We start from the raw sequence: 15,788 nt of genomic DNA, 5'->3' as shown, positions 1-15,788 counted from the left end.
TCTTCTTGGCAACTTCCTTGACGAGCTCGGCCCCGATCTTCTCCCACGGGTCCTCGAGCTCGATCTCCTTGGCGATCGACACACCATCGTTGGTGATGGTGGGCGCGCCCCACTTCTTCTCGAGCACGACATTACGGCCCCGAGGACCGAGCGTCACCTTGACGGCGTCGGCGAGGATGTTCAGTCCCCGCTCGAGCCCGCGGCGCGCCTCCTCGTCGAACGCGATCAACTTGGCCATTGCGGTGTAAGTCCTCCGTTGTGGAAGTACGTTGCTTGGCCAGGCTCGGTGCCCGCGACGGACGACCGGGAGTTCCCCGGCCTCACCGTCCCGACCTCAACTGGCACTCCAAACGCCCGAGTGCCAAGACCGTGTTTAGCACTCTCCCCGTCCGAGTGCAAGAAACGCAGGTCAGCGGGATGTCGAGGAGGAGCCGCCGGAGTCGTCGTCGCCGACCCTGATGGACGGCACGGACTTCTTCGTGGTGGTGGTCGTCGTGGTCTGCTCGGAACCGCCGGGGTTGTTGTCCGTCCCCGGGTCGTCGGACGACGAGGAGAACAGGAGGATCGCCCCCACGATCAGCCCGATGGCGACGATCCCCACGATCACCGGCGCGATCCACCGCGTGCCGGCCGCCCCGTCGGACGACGTGAACGCCGTGCTCGCCCCGGCTGGCACCGGCGGCCGCAACCGCACGGGGTCCGCTGAGGACACGGGGGGCCGCTGGTAGCCGCCGGGCGGGGTGCTGGTCTGCGGCCGGTACGGGGGCGCCGGAGCGGCGGCCCGCGGGCCCACCGGCACGGCGGGCGGCCGGCGGACCGGCTGGGACAGCGCCTGCTTGGCCGCCGCGAGCAGCTCGCGGCAGTTGGCGTACCGCTGGGTGGGCACCTTGGCCATCCCGCGGCGGATCACGTCGTCTATAGCCGCCGGCAGGTTCGGCGCCTGCGCGGTGAGCGACGGCACGTCCCGGTTCAGGTGCCCCTGGATGACCCCGGGCACCGTGCCCTGGAACGGCGGTCGCCCGCACAGGCACGCGAACAGCACGCAGGCCAGCGAGTACGCGTCGGTGCGCGCGTCGACGGGCTCGCCACGCAGGTGCTCCGGCGCCGCGTAGGTGGGTGAGCCGAGGAAGTCGCCACCCTTGGTCCGGTGGCCGGTCGCGCCGCGGCGGGTCAGGCCGAAGTCCGCGAGGTACACGTGCTCCGCCGTCGACTCGCGGCTCGTGACCAGCACGTTCGCCGGCTTGACGTCCAGGTGCACGAGCCCGCGCTCGTGCAGGTTGTCGAGCGCCTCGGCCACCTGCGTCAGCAGCGCGAGCGCGCGTTCGGGCTGGAGCGGGCCGTCCTTGATCAGCGACGCCAGGTCGGAGCCGTCGACCAGCCGCATGGCGATGTAGAGCAGCCCGTCGACCTCACCGAAGTCGTACAGCGGCACCACGTTCGCGTGGTCGATCGCGGAGGTGTTGCGGGCCTCGTCGACGAACCGCTCGCGGAACTCCGGGTCCTCGGTGAGGTGCTCGGCGATGATCTTGAGCGCCACCTTGCGGCCGAGCCGGATGTCCGTGGCGCGGTACATCACGCTCATGCCGCCCTTGCCGAGCACCCCGTCGATCCGGTAGTGCCCCAGGCGACGCCCGGTGAGGTCCTCCGCCACTACTCATCCATTCAGTCGTCGACTCCGAGCACGATTCGAAAGTCCGGCCGACGGGCCGTGACAGCTCCGCCCACCCCAGCGACATACGGCCCTGTTTCAGATAGTGCTCGTCGCACAGCCTAACGTCCGACGCGGACGGCCAACGTCCGGTTCACGTCTTCGGTCATCGGCCGTGACCTGACGCGGACAGCAGGGCCGCCATGGCCCGTGCGTTGCGGGTCTGAATCAGCAACTGACCAGGTCCGGCGAAGTCCAGCAGCAGTCCCTCGCCCGTCCGCACGGACTGGTGGACCGACTGGCTGACCGCGCGCAGCCGCGCCTGGGTGTGCTCGCTGTAGGCCAGGAGGTACGCCGGGTCGACGGTGATCAGCTCGCCCTGCCCGAGCGCCACGACGTCGAGCGAGCCGCAGGCCGAGATGGCCAGCGCGCCTACCCCGGACACGTGCTCGACGAACCCGTGCTCGGCGCCGAAGAGGTTGCGGAACCCGGCCCACTGCGGGTCGGTGCGCACGGTCGCGGGGGCGGCGAGCCAGCAGCCCCTCGACACGCACCAGCCGTTCACGCCGTCCAGCTCCAGGGTGTAGACGTCGCCGGGCAGCGCGGGCGCGACGTCGACCCAGCCGCCCTCGGCCGGCGCGGTGAACACGGCCCGGGCCGCCTTCGATCTCGACCCGCCGCGTGGCCGCACGTCCACCACCACGCCGTAGCTGGTCGCGATCATCGACGCGTAGTCGGCCTGCACCGCCTCGCCCGGCGCGAGCAACAGCCGGGCGACGCCGAACGCCGGGGTGTGCCGAGTGCGGACCTGCACCTGTCGCCCTCCGTGATCGGTAACGAGTCAGGTGCAGTCTGGCATGTACGTTTTGGGAGGGGGCAGGATGCGGACCGTGCCGAAACCGATTTCCGTAGACGACTACCGCGCCAGGGTCCGGGCGTTGGTCCCCGCGACCCCGGTCACGCTGCTGCCGCTGGAGCAGTGCGTGGGACTGGTGCTCGGCGACGACCTGGTGGCGCCGGTGTCGCTGCCGCCGTTCGACAACTCGGCCATGGACGGCTACGCGGTCCGCTCCGTCGACGTGGCGGACCCGGTGGTCGAGCTGCCCGTCGCCGAGGACATCCCGGCCGGCCGGACGGACGTCGTGCCGCTGCGACCCGGCACCGCGCACCGGATCATGACGGGCGCGCCGATACCGCCGGGTGCGGACGCGATCGTGAAGGTCGAGGACACCGACGGCGGTACCGAACGGGTGACGATCAAGGCGCAGGCCGCACCCGGCGCGCACATCCGGCGGACCGGCGAGGACGTGGCGGAGGGCGCGACCGTGCTGCGTGCGGGCACCGTGCTCGGGTCGCCGCAGCTCGGGCTCGCGTCCGCGATCGGGCGCGCCGAGCTGCCGGTGCACCGGCCGGTCCGGGTGCTCGTCCTGTCCACCGGCTCGGAACTGGTCGAGCCCGGTGAGCCGCTGCGGCCCGGGCAGATCTACGAGTCGAACAGCGTGCTGCTGGCGACGGCCGTGCGGGAGACCGGCGGCGAGGCGACCGTGCTGCGGTTCGTGCCGGACGACGTGCGGGCCTTCCACGACACCATCGCCGGGCACCTGGACAAGGTGGACGTGCTGGTCACCTCCGGCGGGGTGAGCGCCGGCGCGTACGAGGTGGTCAAGGACTCGCTGGACGGGCGGGGCGTGGACTTCCTGCGGGTGGCCGTGCAGCCGGGCGGTCCCCAGGGCAGCGGGGTCTTCCAGGGGCTGCCGGTGGTGACGCTGCCGGGCAACCCGGTGAGCGCGGCGCTGTCGTTCGAGCTGTTCCTGCGGCCGGCACTGCTCGCGGCGATGGGGCACGCGGTGATCAACCGCCCTCGGGTGAAGGCGCGGTCCGGTGCCGAGCTGCGTTCGCCCCTGGGGCGGCGGCAGTACCGGCGGGGCTTCCTCGAGGGGGAGGCCGTGGCGCCGGTCGGCGGCCCGGGCTCACACCTGTTGGCCGCGTTCGCGTCGTCCAACTGCCTCATCGAGATCCCCGAGGACGTGGACGTGGTCGCGGAGGGTGATCCGGTGACCGTGCTGGTTCTGGGCTGATCCCCGTAGGCTCACGACGTGGGATTCATCGCGTGGATCGTGTTCGGGGCCATCGTCGGCTGGGTGGCCAACGTCGTGGTCGGCGGGCGGAACCGGCGCCGGCAGGGCTGCCTGGTCAGCATCATCGTCGGCGTGGTCGGCGCGGCGCTGGGCGGTCTGCTGTACCGGGCGTTCACCGGCCAGGAGAAGACCTGGGACTTCGACTTCCCGAGCCTGGGCGTGGCGGCCATCGGCGCGGTCGTCCTGCTGGCGGTGCTGCGGCTGGTCCAGGGCCTCGCGAGTCGCAACCGTCCGTAGTCAGCCTCACACTTTCGGCTATTGCCTGCCGCGAGTGCACACACCTACACTTCCCCTACCCCCAGGGGAGTCTGTCGGTACGTGCGCGTCGTCGGGGGGCGCACGACCGGTGGTCGCGCTCGGAGCGAGCTGTGTTCGCGGCACACGCGAACCAAGCTCGCTCCGCGTGTTTCCGGGGGTGCGACCCCCGTCCCCCGCGTCACTGTCCGCAACCGGCGTAGCGTGGTGCGTGTACTGACACCGCACCAGTTGCGAGGAATGTCCGGTTGAGTACCGAACCCACCAAAGCTTCCGACACGGGCCGGCTTGCCCACATCATCGCGCTGACCAGGAGCGTCGTGCCACCGATGCACCCGGCGGGGCGGCCGTTCGCGCTCGGCGCCGCGGGCTTCGCGCTGCTCCTGCGCCGCTTCTCCCGCCGCCTCGGCGTGCTCGGCTTCGTGCTGGCCGGCGCGGTCGGCTGGTTCTTCCGCGAGCCCAAGCGCGTCCCACCGAGCCGCACCGGGGTGGTGGTGGCCGCCGCGGACGGCGCCGTGTCCCACGTCGTGCTCGCCGAGCCACCGGCCGAGCTGGGGCTGCCCAGCGGCGAGCGGCTGCGGATCAGCGTGTTCCTGTCCGTGTTCGACGTGCACGTACAGCGCGTGCCGGTGGCCGGGCTGGTCACCCGCGCGGTGTACCGGCCAGGCAAGTTCCTCTCCGCCGACCTGGACAAGGCCAGTGAGGACAACGAGCGCAACTCCCTGCTGCTGACCACCGAGAACGGCACCGAGGTCGTGGTCGTGCAGATTGCCGGCCTGATCGCGCGTCGGATCGTGTGCCAGGTCGCGGAGGGTGACAAGGTCGACCTCGGCGACACCTATGGACTGATCCGGTTCGGGTCACGCGTGGACATCTACGTGCCGGTCGGCTCGCGGGTGCTCGTCGAGCCGGGACAACGCACCATCGGCGGCGAGACCGTGCTCGCCGAGCTGCCGGAGGCCTGAGTTGGCCGCGTCTCCCGGGGTCCGGGTACTGCCGAACGCGATCACCGTGCTCGCGATGTGCGCGGGCCTGTCAGCCGTCCAGTTCGCACTGGCGGGGCAGTTCGAGGCGGCGATCGCCGCGATCGCGGTGGCCGCGGTGCTCGACAGCCTCGACGGCCGCATCGCCCGCCTGCTCGACGCGACCAGCAAGATGGGCGCCGAGCTGGACTCGCTCGCCGACGCGATCTCCTTCGGCGTCGCGCCGGCGCTCGTGCTCTACGTCTGGCGGTTCGAGGGCAACCGTGTCGGCTGGGTGATCACGCTGGTCTTCGCGGTGTGCATCATCCTGCGCCTCGCGCGGTTCAACACGCTGCTCGACGACACCGAGCAACCGCTGTACGCCAAGGAGTTCTTCGTCGGCGTGCCCGCGCCGGCCGGTGGCCTGGCCGCGCTGCTGCCGCTGATCGTGACGCTGCAGATCGGCCACGACGGCTGGTGGAACTCCAACGCGGTGGTCATGGTGTGGACCGTCGCCATCGCGGCGCTGCTGATCAGCCGCATCCCGACGCTGTCGCTGAAGACGTTCAGGGTGCCGGCACGGGCGGTCGCGCCGCTCCTGGTGCTGGTCGGCCTGCTCGCGGCCGCGGTGATCACGTACCCGATGATGGCGCTGGCGTGCGTGCTGGTGGTGTACCTGCTGCACGTGCCCTACGCGGTGCGCCGCCAGCACTGGCTCGCGAAGCACCCGGAGGCGTGGGACGTGCCGCCGCGGGAGCGCCGCGCGATCCGCCGGGCACACGGCGCCGGACGCCGGCTCGGGCTGCGGCCGCCGCGGATCCGCCAGGTCGCGGGTGCCGCGCGGGCCGTGTGGCCACGCCGCAACGGCGGTACACACGGCGTGCTGCTGCCGACCGACGCGCCACGCATGCGGCGGTCGCTGGGCCGGGGCCGGACCTGGCGGCGGATGGGCTTGCGCCGCAACCAGTCGCGGCCGAGCACTCGTGACGACCAGTGATCCGGCTCGCTCCGCAAGCTCCGCTGGTGACACGGCTCGCTCCGCAAGCTCCGCTGGTGACACGACTCGCTCCGCAAGCTCCGCTGGTGATCCGGCTCGCTCCGCAAGCTCCGCTCGGTAGGGTCTAGCTCCATGCCAGAGATCACGCTGACGGTCCGGCTGTCGCCATCGGCGCTCGACGCGCGGCGCGGAGTCGTGCGGTTGCACCCGGAGGTGCTCAACGCGCTGGGGCTCGAGCCGTGGGCGGGTGTCCGGCTGATCGGCAGCCGGGTGAGCGCCGCGCTGGCCGCCGACGGCGACGGGCCGCCGGGCGTGGCGCTGCTGGACGACCTGACCCTGTCGAACGTCGGCGTCACCGAGGGCAGCGAGGTCGTGGTGTCACCCGCCGAGGTGTCACCCGCCAGGACGTTGACGATCGCCGGTTCCCGCCTCGCGTCCGCGTCGCTGACGCCGGAGACCGTGCGGCTGGCGTTGATCGGGAAGATCCTCACCGTCGGCGACTCGGTGTCGCTGCTGCCGCAGGACCTGGCCCCGGCACCCGGCTCGGACGCCTTCGCCGTACGCGGCCAGCTGTCCCGCGCGATTGGCATGACCTGGACCAACGAGCTGCTGACCATCACCGCGAGCGAGCCGGCGGGGCCGGTCGCCGTGCACCCGTCCACCGTGGTCGGCTGGCGGGACGGCGCACGCACGGGCGAGGCGGCGGCCGCGGCGGCGCTCGCCGGTCCGGGTGGGACGACCGTGGCAACAGCGACCCCCGAACCGGTGACCATTGATCCGGTGGTCGTGCCGTCGGCACCACCACCGCCCGTAGCCGACCTGATCGGCGCCGGCGAGGCGGTCTCCCGGCTCACGGAGTGGTTCGACCTCGCGTTCCGGCGGCCGGAGCTGCTGACCCAACTCGGCGCGTCCGCGCAGCTCGGTGTGCTGCTGACCGGGCCGGAGGGCGTCGGCAAGTCGACGCTCGTGCGGTCGATCGCGCACTCACTCGACGCGGCGGTCGTGGAGATCGCGGCACCGACGCTGGCCGCGCTGGAGCCGGGCGCGGCGTCGTCGCGGCTGTCGGCCGCGATCGCGTCGGCGGTCGCCGAGACGCCGTCGGTGCTGCTGATCACCGACCTGGACGCGTTGCTGCCGGCCACCAACCCGCCGCCGCTGGCGACCGTCGTGATCGACACCCTGCGAGCGGCGGTGCGCAACCCGAGCTTCGCGCTCGTGGGCACGACCGCCCACCCGGAGGCGGTCGATCCGCGGGTGCGCGGGGTCGACCTGTTCGACCGTTCGGTGTCACTACCGCTGCCGGATGCCAAGGCACGCACCGAGTTGCTGCGGGTGCTGCTGCGGGACGTGCCCGTCGAGTCCGATGTGGACTTCGGCGCGCTGGCCGCGCAGACGCCCGGTTTCGTCGCCGCGGACCTGGTGGCGTTGCGACGGGAGGCGGCCGTGCGCGCCGCCGTCCGGTCCGCGCCGAAGATCGCCTTCGCCGACCTGACGGCCGCGTTGAAGACGGTCCGGCCGACCTCTCTGTCCACTTCGGACAACCTGCAGACCGGCGGGTTGACCCTCGCCGACGTCGGTGACATGGCCGAAGTCAAGCAGTCGCTGACCGAGACGGTGCTGTGGCCGTTGCGGTACCCGGACTCCTTTGCCCGGCTGGGGATCGAGCCGCCGCGCGGGGTGTTGCTCTACGGGCCGCCGGGATGCGGGAAGACGTTCCTGGTGCGAGCGTTGGCCGGCACGGGACAGTTGAACGTGATCGCGGTCAAGGGCGCCGAACTGATGGACAAATGGGTCGGCGAGTCGGAGCGGGCAGTGCGTGAACTGTTCCGGCGCGCGGCCGAGGCGTCGCCGGCCATGGTGTTCCTCGACGAGGTGGACGCACTCGCGCCGCGCCGGGGGCAGTCGTCCGACTCAGGCGTCGCGGACCGCGTGGTCGCGTCACTGCTGACCGAACTGGACGGCGTCGAGCCGATGCGTGACGTGGTGGTTCTGGGGGCGACCAACCGCCCGGAGTTGATCGACCCGGCGCTGCTACGACCCGGCCGCTTGGAGCGACTGGTGTACGTGCCGCCGCCCGACGCCGCGGCGCGAACGGAAATCCTGCGGGCGGCGGCCAAGAACACGCCGTTGGCTCCCGATGTGGACCTGGCCGAGCTGGCCGCCTCGCTGGACGGCTACTCGGCGGCGGACTGCGCGGCACTGGTCCGCGAGGCAGCACTGACCGCGATGCGCGAGTCACTGGAGGCCACGGAGGTGACCCTCGTACACGTGACCCGGGCGCGGGAGGCGGTCCGCGCGAGCCTCGACCCAGCCCAACTGGCCGCACTGGAATCCTACGCACAGTCCCACTGACCCCCGCGTGTCCAACCCGGAGAACACGCGTGTCCAACCCGCACGCACAGTGAGTTCGACAAACGCGGCTAATGGGCATAGCCGCGTTTGTTGAACTCAGCTGCCGGATTGGTTGGACACGCGAGGGCTACTTGCCTTTTCCGTCGCCGCCTTTGTTGCCGTAGTCGTCGGTCACTATGACGATTACGCCTGGGCTCGCGGCCTGGATGCCCTCGAAGCGGGCCAGCACGCGCATGCCGAACTCCGTGGCGATCGCGCGGGCCGTGGCTTCTTCCTCGGTACCTGGGCGGTAGTAGACGGTCGTCGTCCAGATGATGCCGCCCGAGTAGTTGCCTGTGCCGGTGACGTTCCAGCCGCTGGCCCTCAGGTCCGCGGCCGCGCGGGCGGCAAGACCCTTGATCGTGCCGTTGTTCAGCACGCGGACCGGGACGGACTTCGCCGGTTCGCCGTTGCCGTCCCCGCCGGGGGACTGTTGGGCCTGGCCCGTGGTGGTCGTCGGCGGCGGCGCGCCGCCCGTGGTGGTCTTGGCGGTGGTCGTCGATGGGCGGTGGGTGGTCGTGGGGTGCGCGGACGTGCCGGTGTGGGCGGGCGGGCCGGTGATGGCGGTGGTGCGGGTGCTGGGTTGCGCGCCGCCCCTGCCGTTGTCGGCGTTGTTGTCGCCGGTGCCACCCAGGGCGGTGATCAGGCCTATCACCAGTGCTACGGCTGCCAGACCCAACAGCGCCACGCCGGCGATCCGGCCGGGGCGCGTCGAACCGGGGTCGGGGGAGGTCATCGGCGGTCGGCACCTGGCCTTGGCGCCGTGCGGGCGCGTTGGCGGCCCGACCGCAGTCGGCGCAAGCGTTTGACCAGCATCGGTTCCGCCTCCAGCGCCGCGCTCTTCTCGATCAGGCGGTTCACGACCTGGTAGTACCTGGTGGGCGACATCTCGAACAGCTCGCGGATCGCCTGGTCCTTCGCGCCCGCGTACTTCCACCACTGGCGCTCGAACGCGAGAACCGCGCGCTCCCGCTGGGTGAGCTCACCGGTCGACGGCAGGGCTGGAACTGGCTCTGCCGGCAGTTCCGCGGCGTCCATCTGGCTCCTCGCCACCAGGTAGGTCCGAACCGAAATCACATGATTGTGATTTCGGGTGCCATTACATCACGCTACCGCCGACGCCGCCTCGACAACGCGCCCGGTTAGGGTTCCACGCATGGCAGTTCACCCGATCCGGATCGTGGGCGATCCCGTGCTGCACCAACCGGTCCGCAAGGTCGAGTCCTTCGACGACGACCTGCGCACCCTCGTCGACGACATGTTCGAGACCATGGCCGCCGCGCCGGGTGTCGGCCTCGCGGCGAACCAGATCGGCGTCGATCTCCGGTTGTTCGTCTACGACTGCCCGGACGACGAGGGCGAGCGGCACCGCGGAGTGGTCATCAACCCCGTGCTCGAGACCTCCGAGCGGCCCGAGACCATGCCCGACCCCGAGAACGACCTCGAGGGCTGCCTGTCCGTGCCCGGCGAGTCCTTCCCCACCGGCCGCGCCTCCTGGGCGAAGGTCACCGGTCAGGACCTCGACGGCCAGCCGATCGAGGTCGAGGGCACCGGCTACTTCGCCCGCTGTCTGCAGCACGAGACCGACCACCTCGACGGCCTGCTGTACCTCAGCCGCCTCGTCGGCCGGTACAACAAGGAGTCCAAGCGCATGCTCAAGCGCAACGGCTGGGGCAAGCCGGGACTGTCCTGGGACCCGGCCAAGCAGGACGAGGAAGACGTCTGACAGGCAGCAGTAACAGTCAGCTCAGGGCGAACACGGAACTAGCCGCCACCGACGCACACTTGTAGTGGGTGCAACGGTGTAATCGAGGCGGTGAAGTGATGGCCGGGGAGCTGGACGCCTACTCGCGCACGGTCAGCGCGGTGGCGAGAACGGTGACGCCGCACGTGGCGAGCGTGTCGATGCGGCGCGGCAGCGGGTCGGCCGTGGTGTTCACGGACGAGGGGCACCTGCTGACGAACGCGCACGTCGTCGGCTCCGCGAGCCACGGCGAGGCCACCTACGCCGACGGCGAGGAGGCCCAGTTCCGCGTCGTCGGCGTCGACCCCCTGTCGGACCTCGCGGTGCTGCGGGCGGCCGACGCACCCGAGCCGGCGACGCTCGGCAACGCGGACGACCTGGTGGTCGGCCAGCTGGTCGTCGCGGTCGGCTCGCCGCTCGGGCTCGCCGGGTCGGTCACGGCCGGCGTGGTGAGCGGGCTCGGCCGGTCGCTGCCGGTCACCCGGGGGCAGGCCCAGCGCGTGATCGAGGACGTGATCCAGACCGACGCCGCGCTGAATCCCGGCAACTCGGGCGGCGCGCTCGCCGACTCCCATGGACACGTGGTCGGCATCAACACGGCGGTCGCCGGCTTCGGGCTCGGTCTCGCGGTGCCGATCAACTCGACCACGCGGCGGATCATCGACACGCTGCTCGTGGAGGGTCGCGTGCGCCGTGCCTACCTCGGCGTGGTCGGCGTGCCGGCGCCACTGCCGGACGACGTCGCGGCACGCACCGGGCAGCGGGCGGGGTTGCGGGTGGTCGAGGTGGTGCCCGGCGGTCCCGCGGCACGCGCCGGGCTGCGCAAGGGCGACCTCGTACTGACGGTCGCCCGTGCCCAGGTGCACGACGCGCAAGGCATCCAGCGCCAGCTGTTCGCCGAGGTCATCGGCACCGACCTCGCCGTGACGGTGCTACGCAACGGCGCGATGGTCGACGTCTACGCGCGGCCGACCGAGCTGACGGTCGGCTGAGGCGACACCGGTCGCGGTGCGGGCACCGGCTCGGCGCCAGCCGAGCACGACCAGCGCGCACCACACGTACGCGTTGCCGATCGTGACGGTCAGCCACGTCCAGCCGTTGTCGGCGTCCCACCACCAGTGCGGGGACAGCAGGAACACCAGGACGCCGGCCGCGGTCGCCGCGATCGCCGCCGGTGCGCGGGTCCGCCACGCGGTCACGCCGGCCGCCAGGAGGAGCGGCACGGCCCACACCCAGTGGTGCGACCAGGACACGGGCGAGGCCAACAGCACGACCAAGGCGTTGAGCGCCAACGCTTCGACGTCGTTCCCGGCGCGCCGCACGGCCAGCGACCCGACCACCACCACGGCCGCGACGAGCACCAGCCACAGGAGCCCGCGCTCGACGCCGAGCCGGGCCAGCACACCGGAGAGCGACTGGTTCGACTCCTGGGACACCTTGCCGATGCGGTCGGGGTTGAACACCGTGCTCGTCCAGTACTTCAGCGAGCCGGACGGGTTCAGCGCGCACCCGGCGGCGGTGCCGACGACGAACGACAGCACCGCGGTCCCCGCGGCTCTCCGGTCGCCACGCAGCAGGAAGAACAGCACGAACGCGATGGGCGTCAGCTTGATCGCCGCGGCCAGCCCGACCAGCGCGCCACGCGGCCAGCGCGGACGGCGGACCAGGCAGTCGGCCGCCACCAGTGCCATCAGCAGGATGTTGATCTGCCCGAAGTAGAGGGTCACCCGGACGGGCTCGAGCAGCAGCGCGGCCGGCAGCAGGACGGCCGCGTAGCCGGGCCGGACGTCGAGTGCCCGCAGCACGACGACCACCACGAGCGCGAGCGCCGCGACGGACAGCAGGGTGAGCAGGACGCCGGCCACCGGGTACGGCAGCGGCGCGAGCGGCGTGAACAGCACCGCCGCGATCGGCGGGTAGGTGAACGGCAGGTGGTTGCCGATGTTCGTGGGCGGCAGACGTCCGTACAGGTCTCCGCCGGAGAGCCACACGTCGGCGCCGAGCCGGTACACGTTCAGGTCGATGCGGAGGCGGTCCGGCACGACGAACCACGCCAGCACGACCGCGTTGAGCACGAGAACCCCCATCTTGCGCATGCGCAAGGGATACGGACACACCGCTTCCGCCCAGCTAAACGCGACGTTTATCCGATCCATACATGGCCTCGGTACCATGCACGACCTGGGGGTTTTACCGATGCGCATACTCGTCGCGGAGGATGAGCGCCTGCTGGCCGACACGCTCGTCTCCGGTCTGCGGCACCTCGGCTTCGCCGTCGACGTCTGCTACGACGGCGACGCGGCGACCGAGCGGGTCGGCATGTACTCCTACGACGTGGTGATCCTGGACCGCGACCTGCCCAAGGTGCACGGCGACGAGGTGTGCCGGCGGATCATCGCGGCCGGCCGGGAGACCCGGGTGCTCATGGTGACGGCGGCGGCGAGCATCCGCGACCGGGTCGAGGGCCTGGGGCTCGGCGCCGACGACTACCTGACCAAGCCGTTCGCGTTCGCGGAGCTCGTCGCGCGGGTGCACGCCCTGTCGCGGCGGGCCGTCCCGGTCCTGCCGCCGGTGCTGGACGACGCGGGTGTCGTGCTCGACGCCCCGCGCCGGCACGCGAGCCGCGACGGGCAGCCGCTCTCGCTGTCGCCGAAGGAGTTCGCGGTGCTGGAGGTGCTGATGCGCAACGCCGGGACGGTGGTCAGCGCCGAGGAGCTGCTGGAGAAGGCCTGGGACGAGCACGCGGACCCGTTCACGAACGCGGTGCGGATGGCGGTGATGACGTTGCGGCGCAAGCTGGGTGACCCGCCGCTGATCCACACGGTGCAGGGCGCCGGCTACCGGTTCGGCTCATGATCCGCCGGCGGATGACGCTCGCGTGCCTGCTGAGCTTCGCGGCCGGCGCGGTCCTGTTCGTCTTCGGCTGGTCCTACTTCCGCGACCTGTGGTTGTCGCTGTTCTCCGGCTACAACCTCTGCGCGCTCGAGTACGGCGGGGCCGACGAGATACTGATCCACTGCCCGCCGTGGCCGGTGCCCCTCCGGGTGCTCGGCGTCGTCAGCGTGGTGGTCGGCACCGTCCTGCTGGTGTGGCTCGTGCGTGGCGTGGCCCGCGGCACGAGCCGGCCGCTGGAGGCCATGACGGACATCGTGCGCCAGCTGAGTCCGCAGAACCTCGGCCAGCGCATCCGGCACCGCGGCCGGCGCAGCGAGATCCGCGAGCTGGCCGACGCGCTCGACGACATGCTGGACCGGGTGGCGGCGGGTTACGAGGGCCAGCGCCGGTTCGCGTCGAACGCGTCGCACGAGCTGCGCACTCCCCTTGCCGTGCAACGAACCCTGGTCGAGGTGGCCCTGGTGACGGGCGAGCCGGAGTTGTCCCGCCTCGCCGCGCAGCTCCTCATGGTGAACGAGCGCAACGAGCAGCTGATCGAGGGCCTCCTGGTGCTGGCCGAGAGCGACCGCGGGCTGCCGAGCATGGAACCCGTGCGCCTGGACCTGCTGGTAGGCGAGGTGCTGGACCGGTTCGCCGAGCAGGCCGCCAAGAACGACCTGACGATCAACCGCGGCATGGTCGGCCGCACCGTGCTCGGCGACCGCGTGCTGCTCGAACGGCTGGTGAGCAACCTCGTCCACAACGCGATCAAGTACAACGACCCCGGCGGGACCATCGACGTGGTGGTGGCCGGCGAGCCCGGGCTGTCCATCCACAACACGGGGCAACGGGTGCCCGCGGAGGTGGTCCCGGCGCTGTTCGAGCCGTTCCGCCGGCTGACCGCCGAACGCACCCACCAACGCGACGGCGCTGGGCTGGGCCTGTCGATCGTCCGCTCGATCGTGGCCGCGCACAACGGCACGGTGTTCGCGACCCCCGGCGACCACGGCGGCCTGCGGGTGACCGTCAACCTGCCGTGACGGTCACCCAGGGCAGGCGCGGGAGGGCCAGCGGCAGCGCCTCCAGCTCGGCCAGCTCCTCGTAGCGGCCCGCCAGCACGTAGATCCTGACCTGGCGCATCGCGGCGACCGGCACCACCGCGCCCGTCAGGACGAACGGCAGCACCAACCGCCACGTCGAGACCACCGACTCGCGGCGCCAGGACGGGGCGCGCAGCACCACCGCGGCCGTGCGCAGGGCGTGTTCGTTGGTCGTCGGCGCCTGGACCTCCCAGCGGGCCGAGTCCGCGGCCGCGCAGCCCACGCACGTCGGGGCGCCGGCGGCCAGCTCGCCGCGGCAGCCCTCGCAGGTCAGCTGGCGCAGGGCCCAGTCGACGCAGGTCCAGCTGTACTCGCCGGGCGCGGCGTCGGCCACGCGTTCGGGGTCCTGCTCCGGCAGGTCCGTCCAGTCGGCACGCAGGGGTCGGTCGACCACCTCGGCGCAGCCCTCGCACGAGGGGTAGCCGCGGCCGAGCAGCTCACCGCAGGTCGCGCAGGGCTTCGCCGTCTCGGGTCGATCGACCCGCCAGTTGGCTACCCGCGCGTCCACGTGTGCACGGTACTGCCTGCCGGCGTCATTTCGCCCTTGGCAGCGCCGCGACGGGCTGGTTATGGTCGAGGGGCAAGCACAACTCAATCAACGCGGGAGCTCGCGCCTTGGCGGGCTGAGAGGGCAGATGGTGTCCAGTCACGGACCCGGTTCTGCCGACCGCCTGAACCTGACCGGGTAATGCCGGCGTAGGGAGAGCGATCATGACCGCACTTGAGGACCGTTCCGTGCGCCCGAGCGTGACCACCGGGCCGATCACCGGTTCACGCAAGGTCTACCGCGAGGTCGACGGGATCAGGGTGCCGTTCCGGCGGGTGGACCTGACCAACGGCGAGCACGTGGACCTGTACGACACCTCGGGGCCGTACACCGACGACACAGTCACCATCAATGTCCACAGTGGACTTGCCAGGCTACGCGCCGACTGGGTCGCCGAGCGGGAACCCGTCAACGGCGCGGTTTCCCAGCTGGCGTACGCCAAGGCGGGGATCATCACCGAGGAGATGCGCTTCGTCGCGGCACGCGAGGGCGTCGACCCGGAGTTCGTGCGCGCCGAGGTTGCCGTCGGACGGGCGGTGATCCCCGTCAACCGCAGGCATCCCGAGGTCGAGCCGGCCGTCATCGGCAAGAAGTTCCTCGTCAAGATCAACGCCAACATCGGCAACTCGGCCGTGTCGTCGTCCATCGAGGACGAGGTGGACAAGTTGGTGTGGGCCACCCGCTGGGGCGCCGACACGGTCATGGACCTCTCGACCGGCAAACGCATCCACGAGACCCGCGAGTGGATCCTGCGCAACTCGCCGGTGCCCATCGGGACCGTGCCGATCTACCAGGCGCTCGAGAAGGTGGGCGGCGACCCGGTGAAGCTGAGCTGGGAGGTCTACCGGGACACCGTCGTCGAGCAGTGCGAACAGGGCGTCGACTACATGACCGTGCACGCGGGGGTGCTGCTGCGGTACGTCCCGCTGACCGCGCGGCGCATCACCGGGATCGTGTCCCGCGGCGGGTCGATCATGGCGGCCTGGTGCCTCGCCCACCACCGGGAGTCCTTCCTGTACACCAACTTCGTGGAGCTGTGCGAGATCCTGCGCGCCTACGACGTGACGTTCTCGCTCGGCGACGGCCTGCGGCCCGGCTCGATCGCGGACGCCAACGACGAGGCCCAGTTCGC

General features: G+C 71.5%; 17 protein-coding genes and 1 riboswitch. Of the genes, 10 read left to right on the top strand and 7 right to left on the bottom strand.

From position 1 onward, the window contains the following. From ACJ73U_RS01060 to ACJ73U_RS01050, 3 genes are all read right to left on the bottom strand, one after another. Positions 1-238: TCP-1/cpn60 chaperonin family protein (locus ACJ73U_RS01060; protein ID WP_407775568.1), on the bottom strand; the 238-nt coding region annotated here is incomplete at its 3' end. A 171-nt stretch (positions 239-409) separates the two neighbouring features. Next, complete coding sequence (locus tag ACJ73U_RS01055) at positions 410-1,651, bottom strand: serine/threonine-protein kinase (RefSeq protein ID WP_407775567.1); 1,242 nt, start codon at positions 1,649-1,651, stop codon at positions 410-412. 163 nt (positions 1,652-1,814) lie between these two features. Beyond that, positions 1,815-2,462 (bottom strand): AIM24 family protein, encoded by a 648-nt coding sequence (locus tag ACJ73U_RS01050; RefSeq protein ID WP_407775566.1) that lies wholly within the window; start codon positions 2,460-2,462, stop codon positions 1,815-1,817. A gap of 67 nt (positions 2,463-2,529) precedes the next feature. Between ACJ73U_RS01050 and glp the strand changes: the two genes are divergently transcribed. The 5 genes from glp (at position 2,530) to ACJ73U_RS01025 (ending at position 8,352) form a co-directional block, all read left to right on the top strand. Beyond that, a complete protein-coding gene (gene glp / locus ACJ73U_RS01045; protein ID WP_407775565.1) occupies positions 2,530-3,726 on the top strand; it encodes a gephyrin-like molybdotransferase Glp in 1,197 nt (398 codons plus the stop codon). Positions 3,727-3,744: 18 nt separating this feature from the next. Further along, positions 3,745-4,023, top strand: coding sequence for a GlsB/YeaQ/YmgE family stress response membrane protein (locus ACJ73U_RS01040; protein WP_407775564.1), 279 nt, complete (start codon positions 3,745-3,747; stop codon positions 4,021-4,023). Positions 4,024-4,289: 266 nt separating this feature from the next. Beyond that, complete coding sequence (locus ACJ73U_RS01035; RefSeq protein WP_407775563.1) at positions 4,290-5,006, top strand: phosphatidylserine decarboxylase; 717 nt, start codon at positions 4,290-4,292, stop codon at positions 5,004-5,006. A gap of 55 nt (positions 5,007-5,061) precedes the next feature. Next, a complete protein-coding gene (gene pssA / locus ACJ73U_RS01030) occupies positions 5,062-6,000 on the top strand; it encodes a CDP-diacylglycerol--serine O-phosphatidyltransferase (RefSeq protein WP_407775569.1) in 939 nt (312 codons plus the stop codon). Positions 6,001-6,132: 132 nt separating this feature from the next. Next, positions 6,133-8,352 (top strand): AAA family ATPase, encoded by a 2,220-nt coding sequence (locus ACJ73U_RS01025; RefSeq protein ID WP_407775562.1) that lies wholly within the window; start codon positions 6,133-6,135, stop codon positions 8,350-8,352. A gap of 127 nt (positions 8,353-8,479) precedes the next feature. On the opposite strand, the gene ACJ73U_RS01020 is transcribed toward ACJ73U_RS01025, so the two are convergent. Further along, the gene (locus ACJ73U_RS01020; RefSeq protein WP_407775561.1) at positions 8,480-9,127 is read right to left on the bottom strand and encodes a LytR C-terminal domain-containing protein; all 648 of its coding nucleotides are present in this window, start codon (positions 9,125-9,127) and stop codon (positions 8,480-8,482) included. Next, positions 9,124-9,429: a DUF3263 domain-containing protein gene (locus ACJ73U_RS01015; protein WP_407775560.1), complete on the bottom strand. Its 306-nt coding sequence runs from the start codon at positions 9,427-9,429 to the stop codon at positions 9,124-9,126. Before ACJ73U_RS01015 ends, ACJ73U_RS01020 begins: the two co-directional genes overlap by 4 nt. A gap of 118 nt (positions 9,430-9,547) precedes the next feature. Here ACJ73U_RS01015 and ACJ73U_RS01010 point away from each other — a divergent pair, with 118 nt between their 5' ends. Both ACJ73U_RS01010 and ACJ73U_RS01005 read left to right on the top strand, forming a co-directional pair. Beyond that, a complete protein-coding gene (locus ACJ73U_RS01010; RefSeq protein WP_407775559.1) occupies positions 9,548-10,117 on the top strand; it encodes a peptide deformylase in 570 nt (189 codons plus the stop codon). A gap of 98 nt (positions 10,118-10,215) precedes the next feature. Further along, positions 10,216-11,127: a S1C family serine protease gene (locus ACJ73U_RS01005; RefSeq protein ID WP_407775558.1), complete on the top strand. Its 912-nt coding sequence runs from the start codon at positions 10,216-10,218 to the stop codon at positions 11,125-11,127. Here the strand turns inward: ACJ73U_RS01005 and ACJ73U_RS01000 are convergent. Further along, positions 11,068-12,231, bottom strand: coding sequence for a glycosyltransferase 87 family protein (locus ACJ73U_RS01000; protein ID WP_407775557.1), 1,164 nt, complete (start codon positions 12,229-12,231; stop codon positions 11,068-11,070). The two genes, ACJ73U_RS01005 and ACJ73U_RS01000, sit on opposite strands and share 60 nt — an antisense overlap. 100 nt (positions 12,232-12,331) lie before the next feature. Between ACJ73U_RS01000 and ACJ73U_RS00995 the strand changes: the two genes are divergently transcribed. Then, positions 12,332-12,991: a response regulator transcription factor gene (locus tag ACJ73U_RS00995; RefSeq protein ID WP_407775556.1), complete on the top strand. Its 660-nt coding sequence runs from the start codon at positions 12,332-12,334 to the stop codon at positions 12,989-12,991. A gap of 11 nt (positions 12,992-13,002) precedes the next feature. Then, a complete protein-coding gene (locus ACJ73U_RS00990; RefSeq protein ID WP_407775555.1) occupies positions 13,003-14,049 on the top strand; it encodes an ATP-binding protein in 1,047 nt (348 codons plus the stop codon). Here ACJ73U_RS00990 and ACJ73U_RS00985 read toward each other — a convergent pair. Beyond that, positions 14,036-14,617 (bottom strand): hypothetical protein, encoded by a 582-nt coding sequence (locus ACJ73U_RS00985; RefSeq protein ID WP_407775554.1) that lies wholly within the window; start codon positions 14,615-14,617, stop codon positions 14,036-14,038. The two genes, ACJ73U_RS00990 and ACJ73U_RS00985, sit on opposite strands and share 14 nt — an antisense overlap. A gap of 82 nt (positions 14,618-14,699) precedes the next feature. Beyond that, a riboswitch (TPP riboswitch) is annotated at positions 14,700-14,830 on the top strand. Between ACJ73U_RS00985 and ACJ73U_RS00980 the strand changes: the two genes are divergently transcribed. After that, a partial coding sequence (locus ACJ73U_RS00980) for a phosphomethylpyrimidine synthase ThiC (protein WP_407775553.1) occupies positions 14,821-15,788 on the top strand: 968 nt, incomplete at its 3' end. (Overlaps the previous riboswitch by 10 nt.)

The organism is Actinophytocola sp., assembly GCF_045807065.1.
Taxonomy (GTDB): Bacteria; Actinomycetota; Actinomycetes; order Mycobacteriales; family Pseudonocardiaceae; genus Actinophytocola.
This window is presented reverse-complemented; position numbering and strand designations above follow the sequence as displayed.

Bases quoted from the DNA above. Each gene is read 5' to 3' on its own strand.
- glp (WP_407775565.1), top strand. From the start codon at position 2,530: ATGCGGACCGTGCCGAAACCGATTTCCGTAGACGACTACCGCGCCAGG.
- pssA (WP_407775569.1), top strand. From the start codon at position 5,062: ATGTGCGCGGGCCTGTCAGCCGTCCAGTTCGCACTGGCGGGGCAGTTC.
- ACJ73U_RS01025 (WP_407775562.1), top strand. From the start codon at position 6,133: ATGCCAGAGATCACGCTGACGGTCCGGCTGTCGCCATCGGCGCTCGAC.
- ACJ73U_RS01020 (WP_407775561.1), bottom strand. From the start codon at position 9,127: ATGACCTCCCCCGACCCCGGTTCGACGCGCCCCGGCCGGATCGCCGGC.
- ACJ73U_RS01015 (WP_407775560.1), bottom strand. From the start codon at position 9,429: ATGGACGCCGCGGAACTGCCGGCAGAGCCAGTTCCAGCCCTGCCGTCG.
- ACJ73U_RS01010 (WP_407775559.1), top strand. From the start codon at position 9,548: ATGGCAGTTCACCCGATCCGGATCGTGGGCGATCCCGTGCTGCACCAA.
- ACJ73U_RS01005 (WP_407775558.1), top strand. From the start codon at position 10,216: ATGGCCGGGGAGCTGGACGCCTACTCGCGCACGGTCAGCGCGGTGGCG.
- ACJ73U_RS01000 (WP_407775557.1), bottom strand. From the start codon at position 12,231: ATGCGCAAGATGGGGGTTCTCGTGCTCAACGCGGTCGTGCTGGCGTGG.
- ACJ73U_RS00995 (WP_407775556.1), top strand. From the start codon at position 12,332: ATGCGCATACTCGTCGCGGAGGATGAGCGCCTGCTGGCCGACACGCTC.
- ACJ73U_RS00990 (WP_407775555.1), top strand. From the start codon at position 13,003: ATGACGCTCGCGTGCCTGCTGAGCTTCGCGGCCGGCGCGGTCCTGTTC.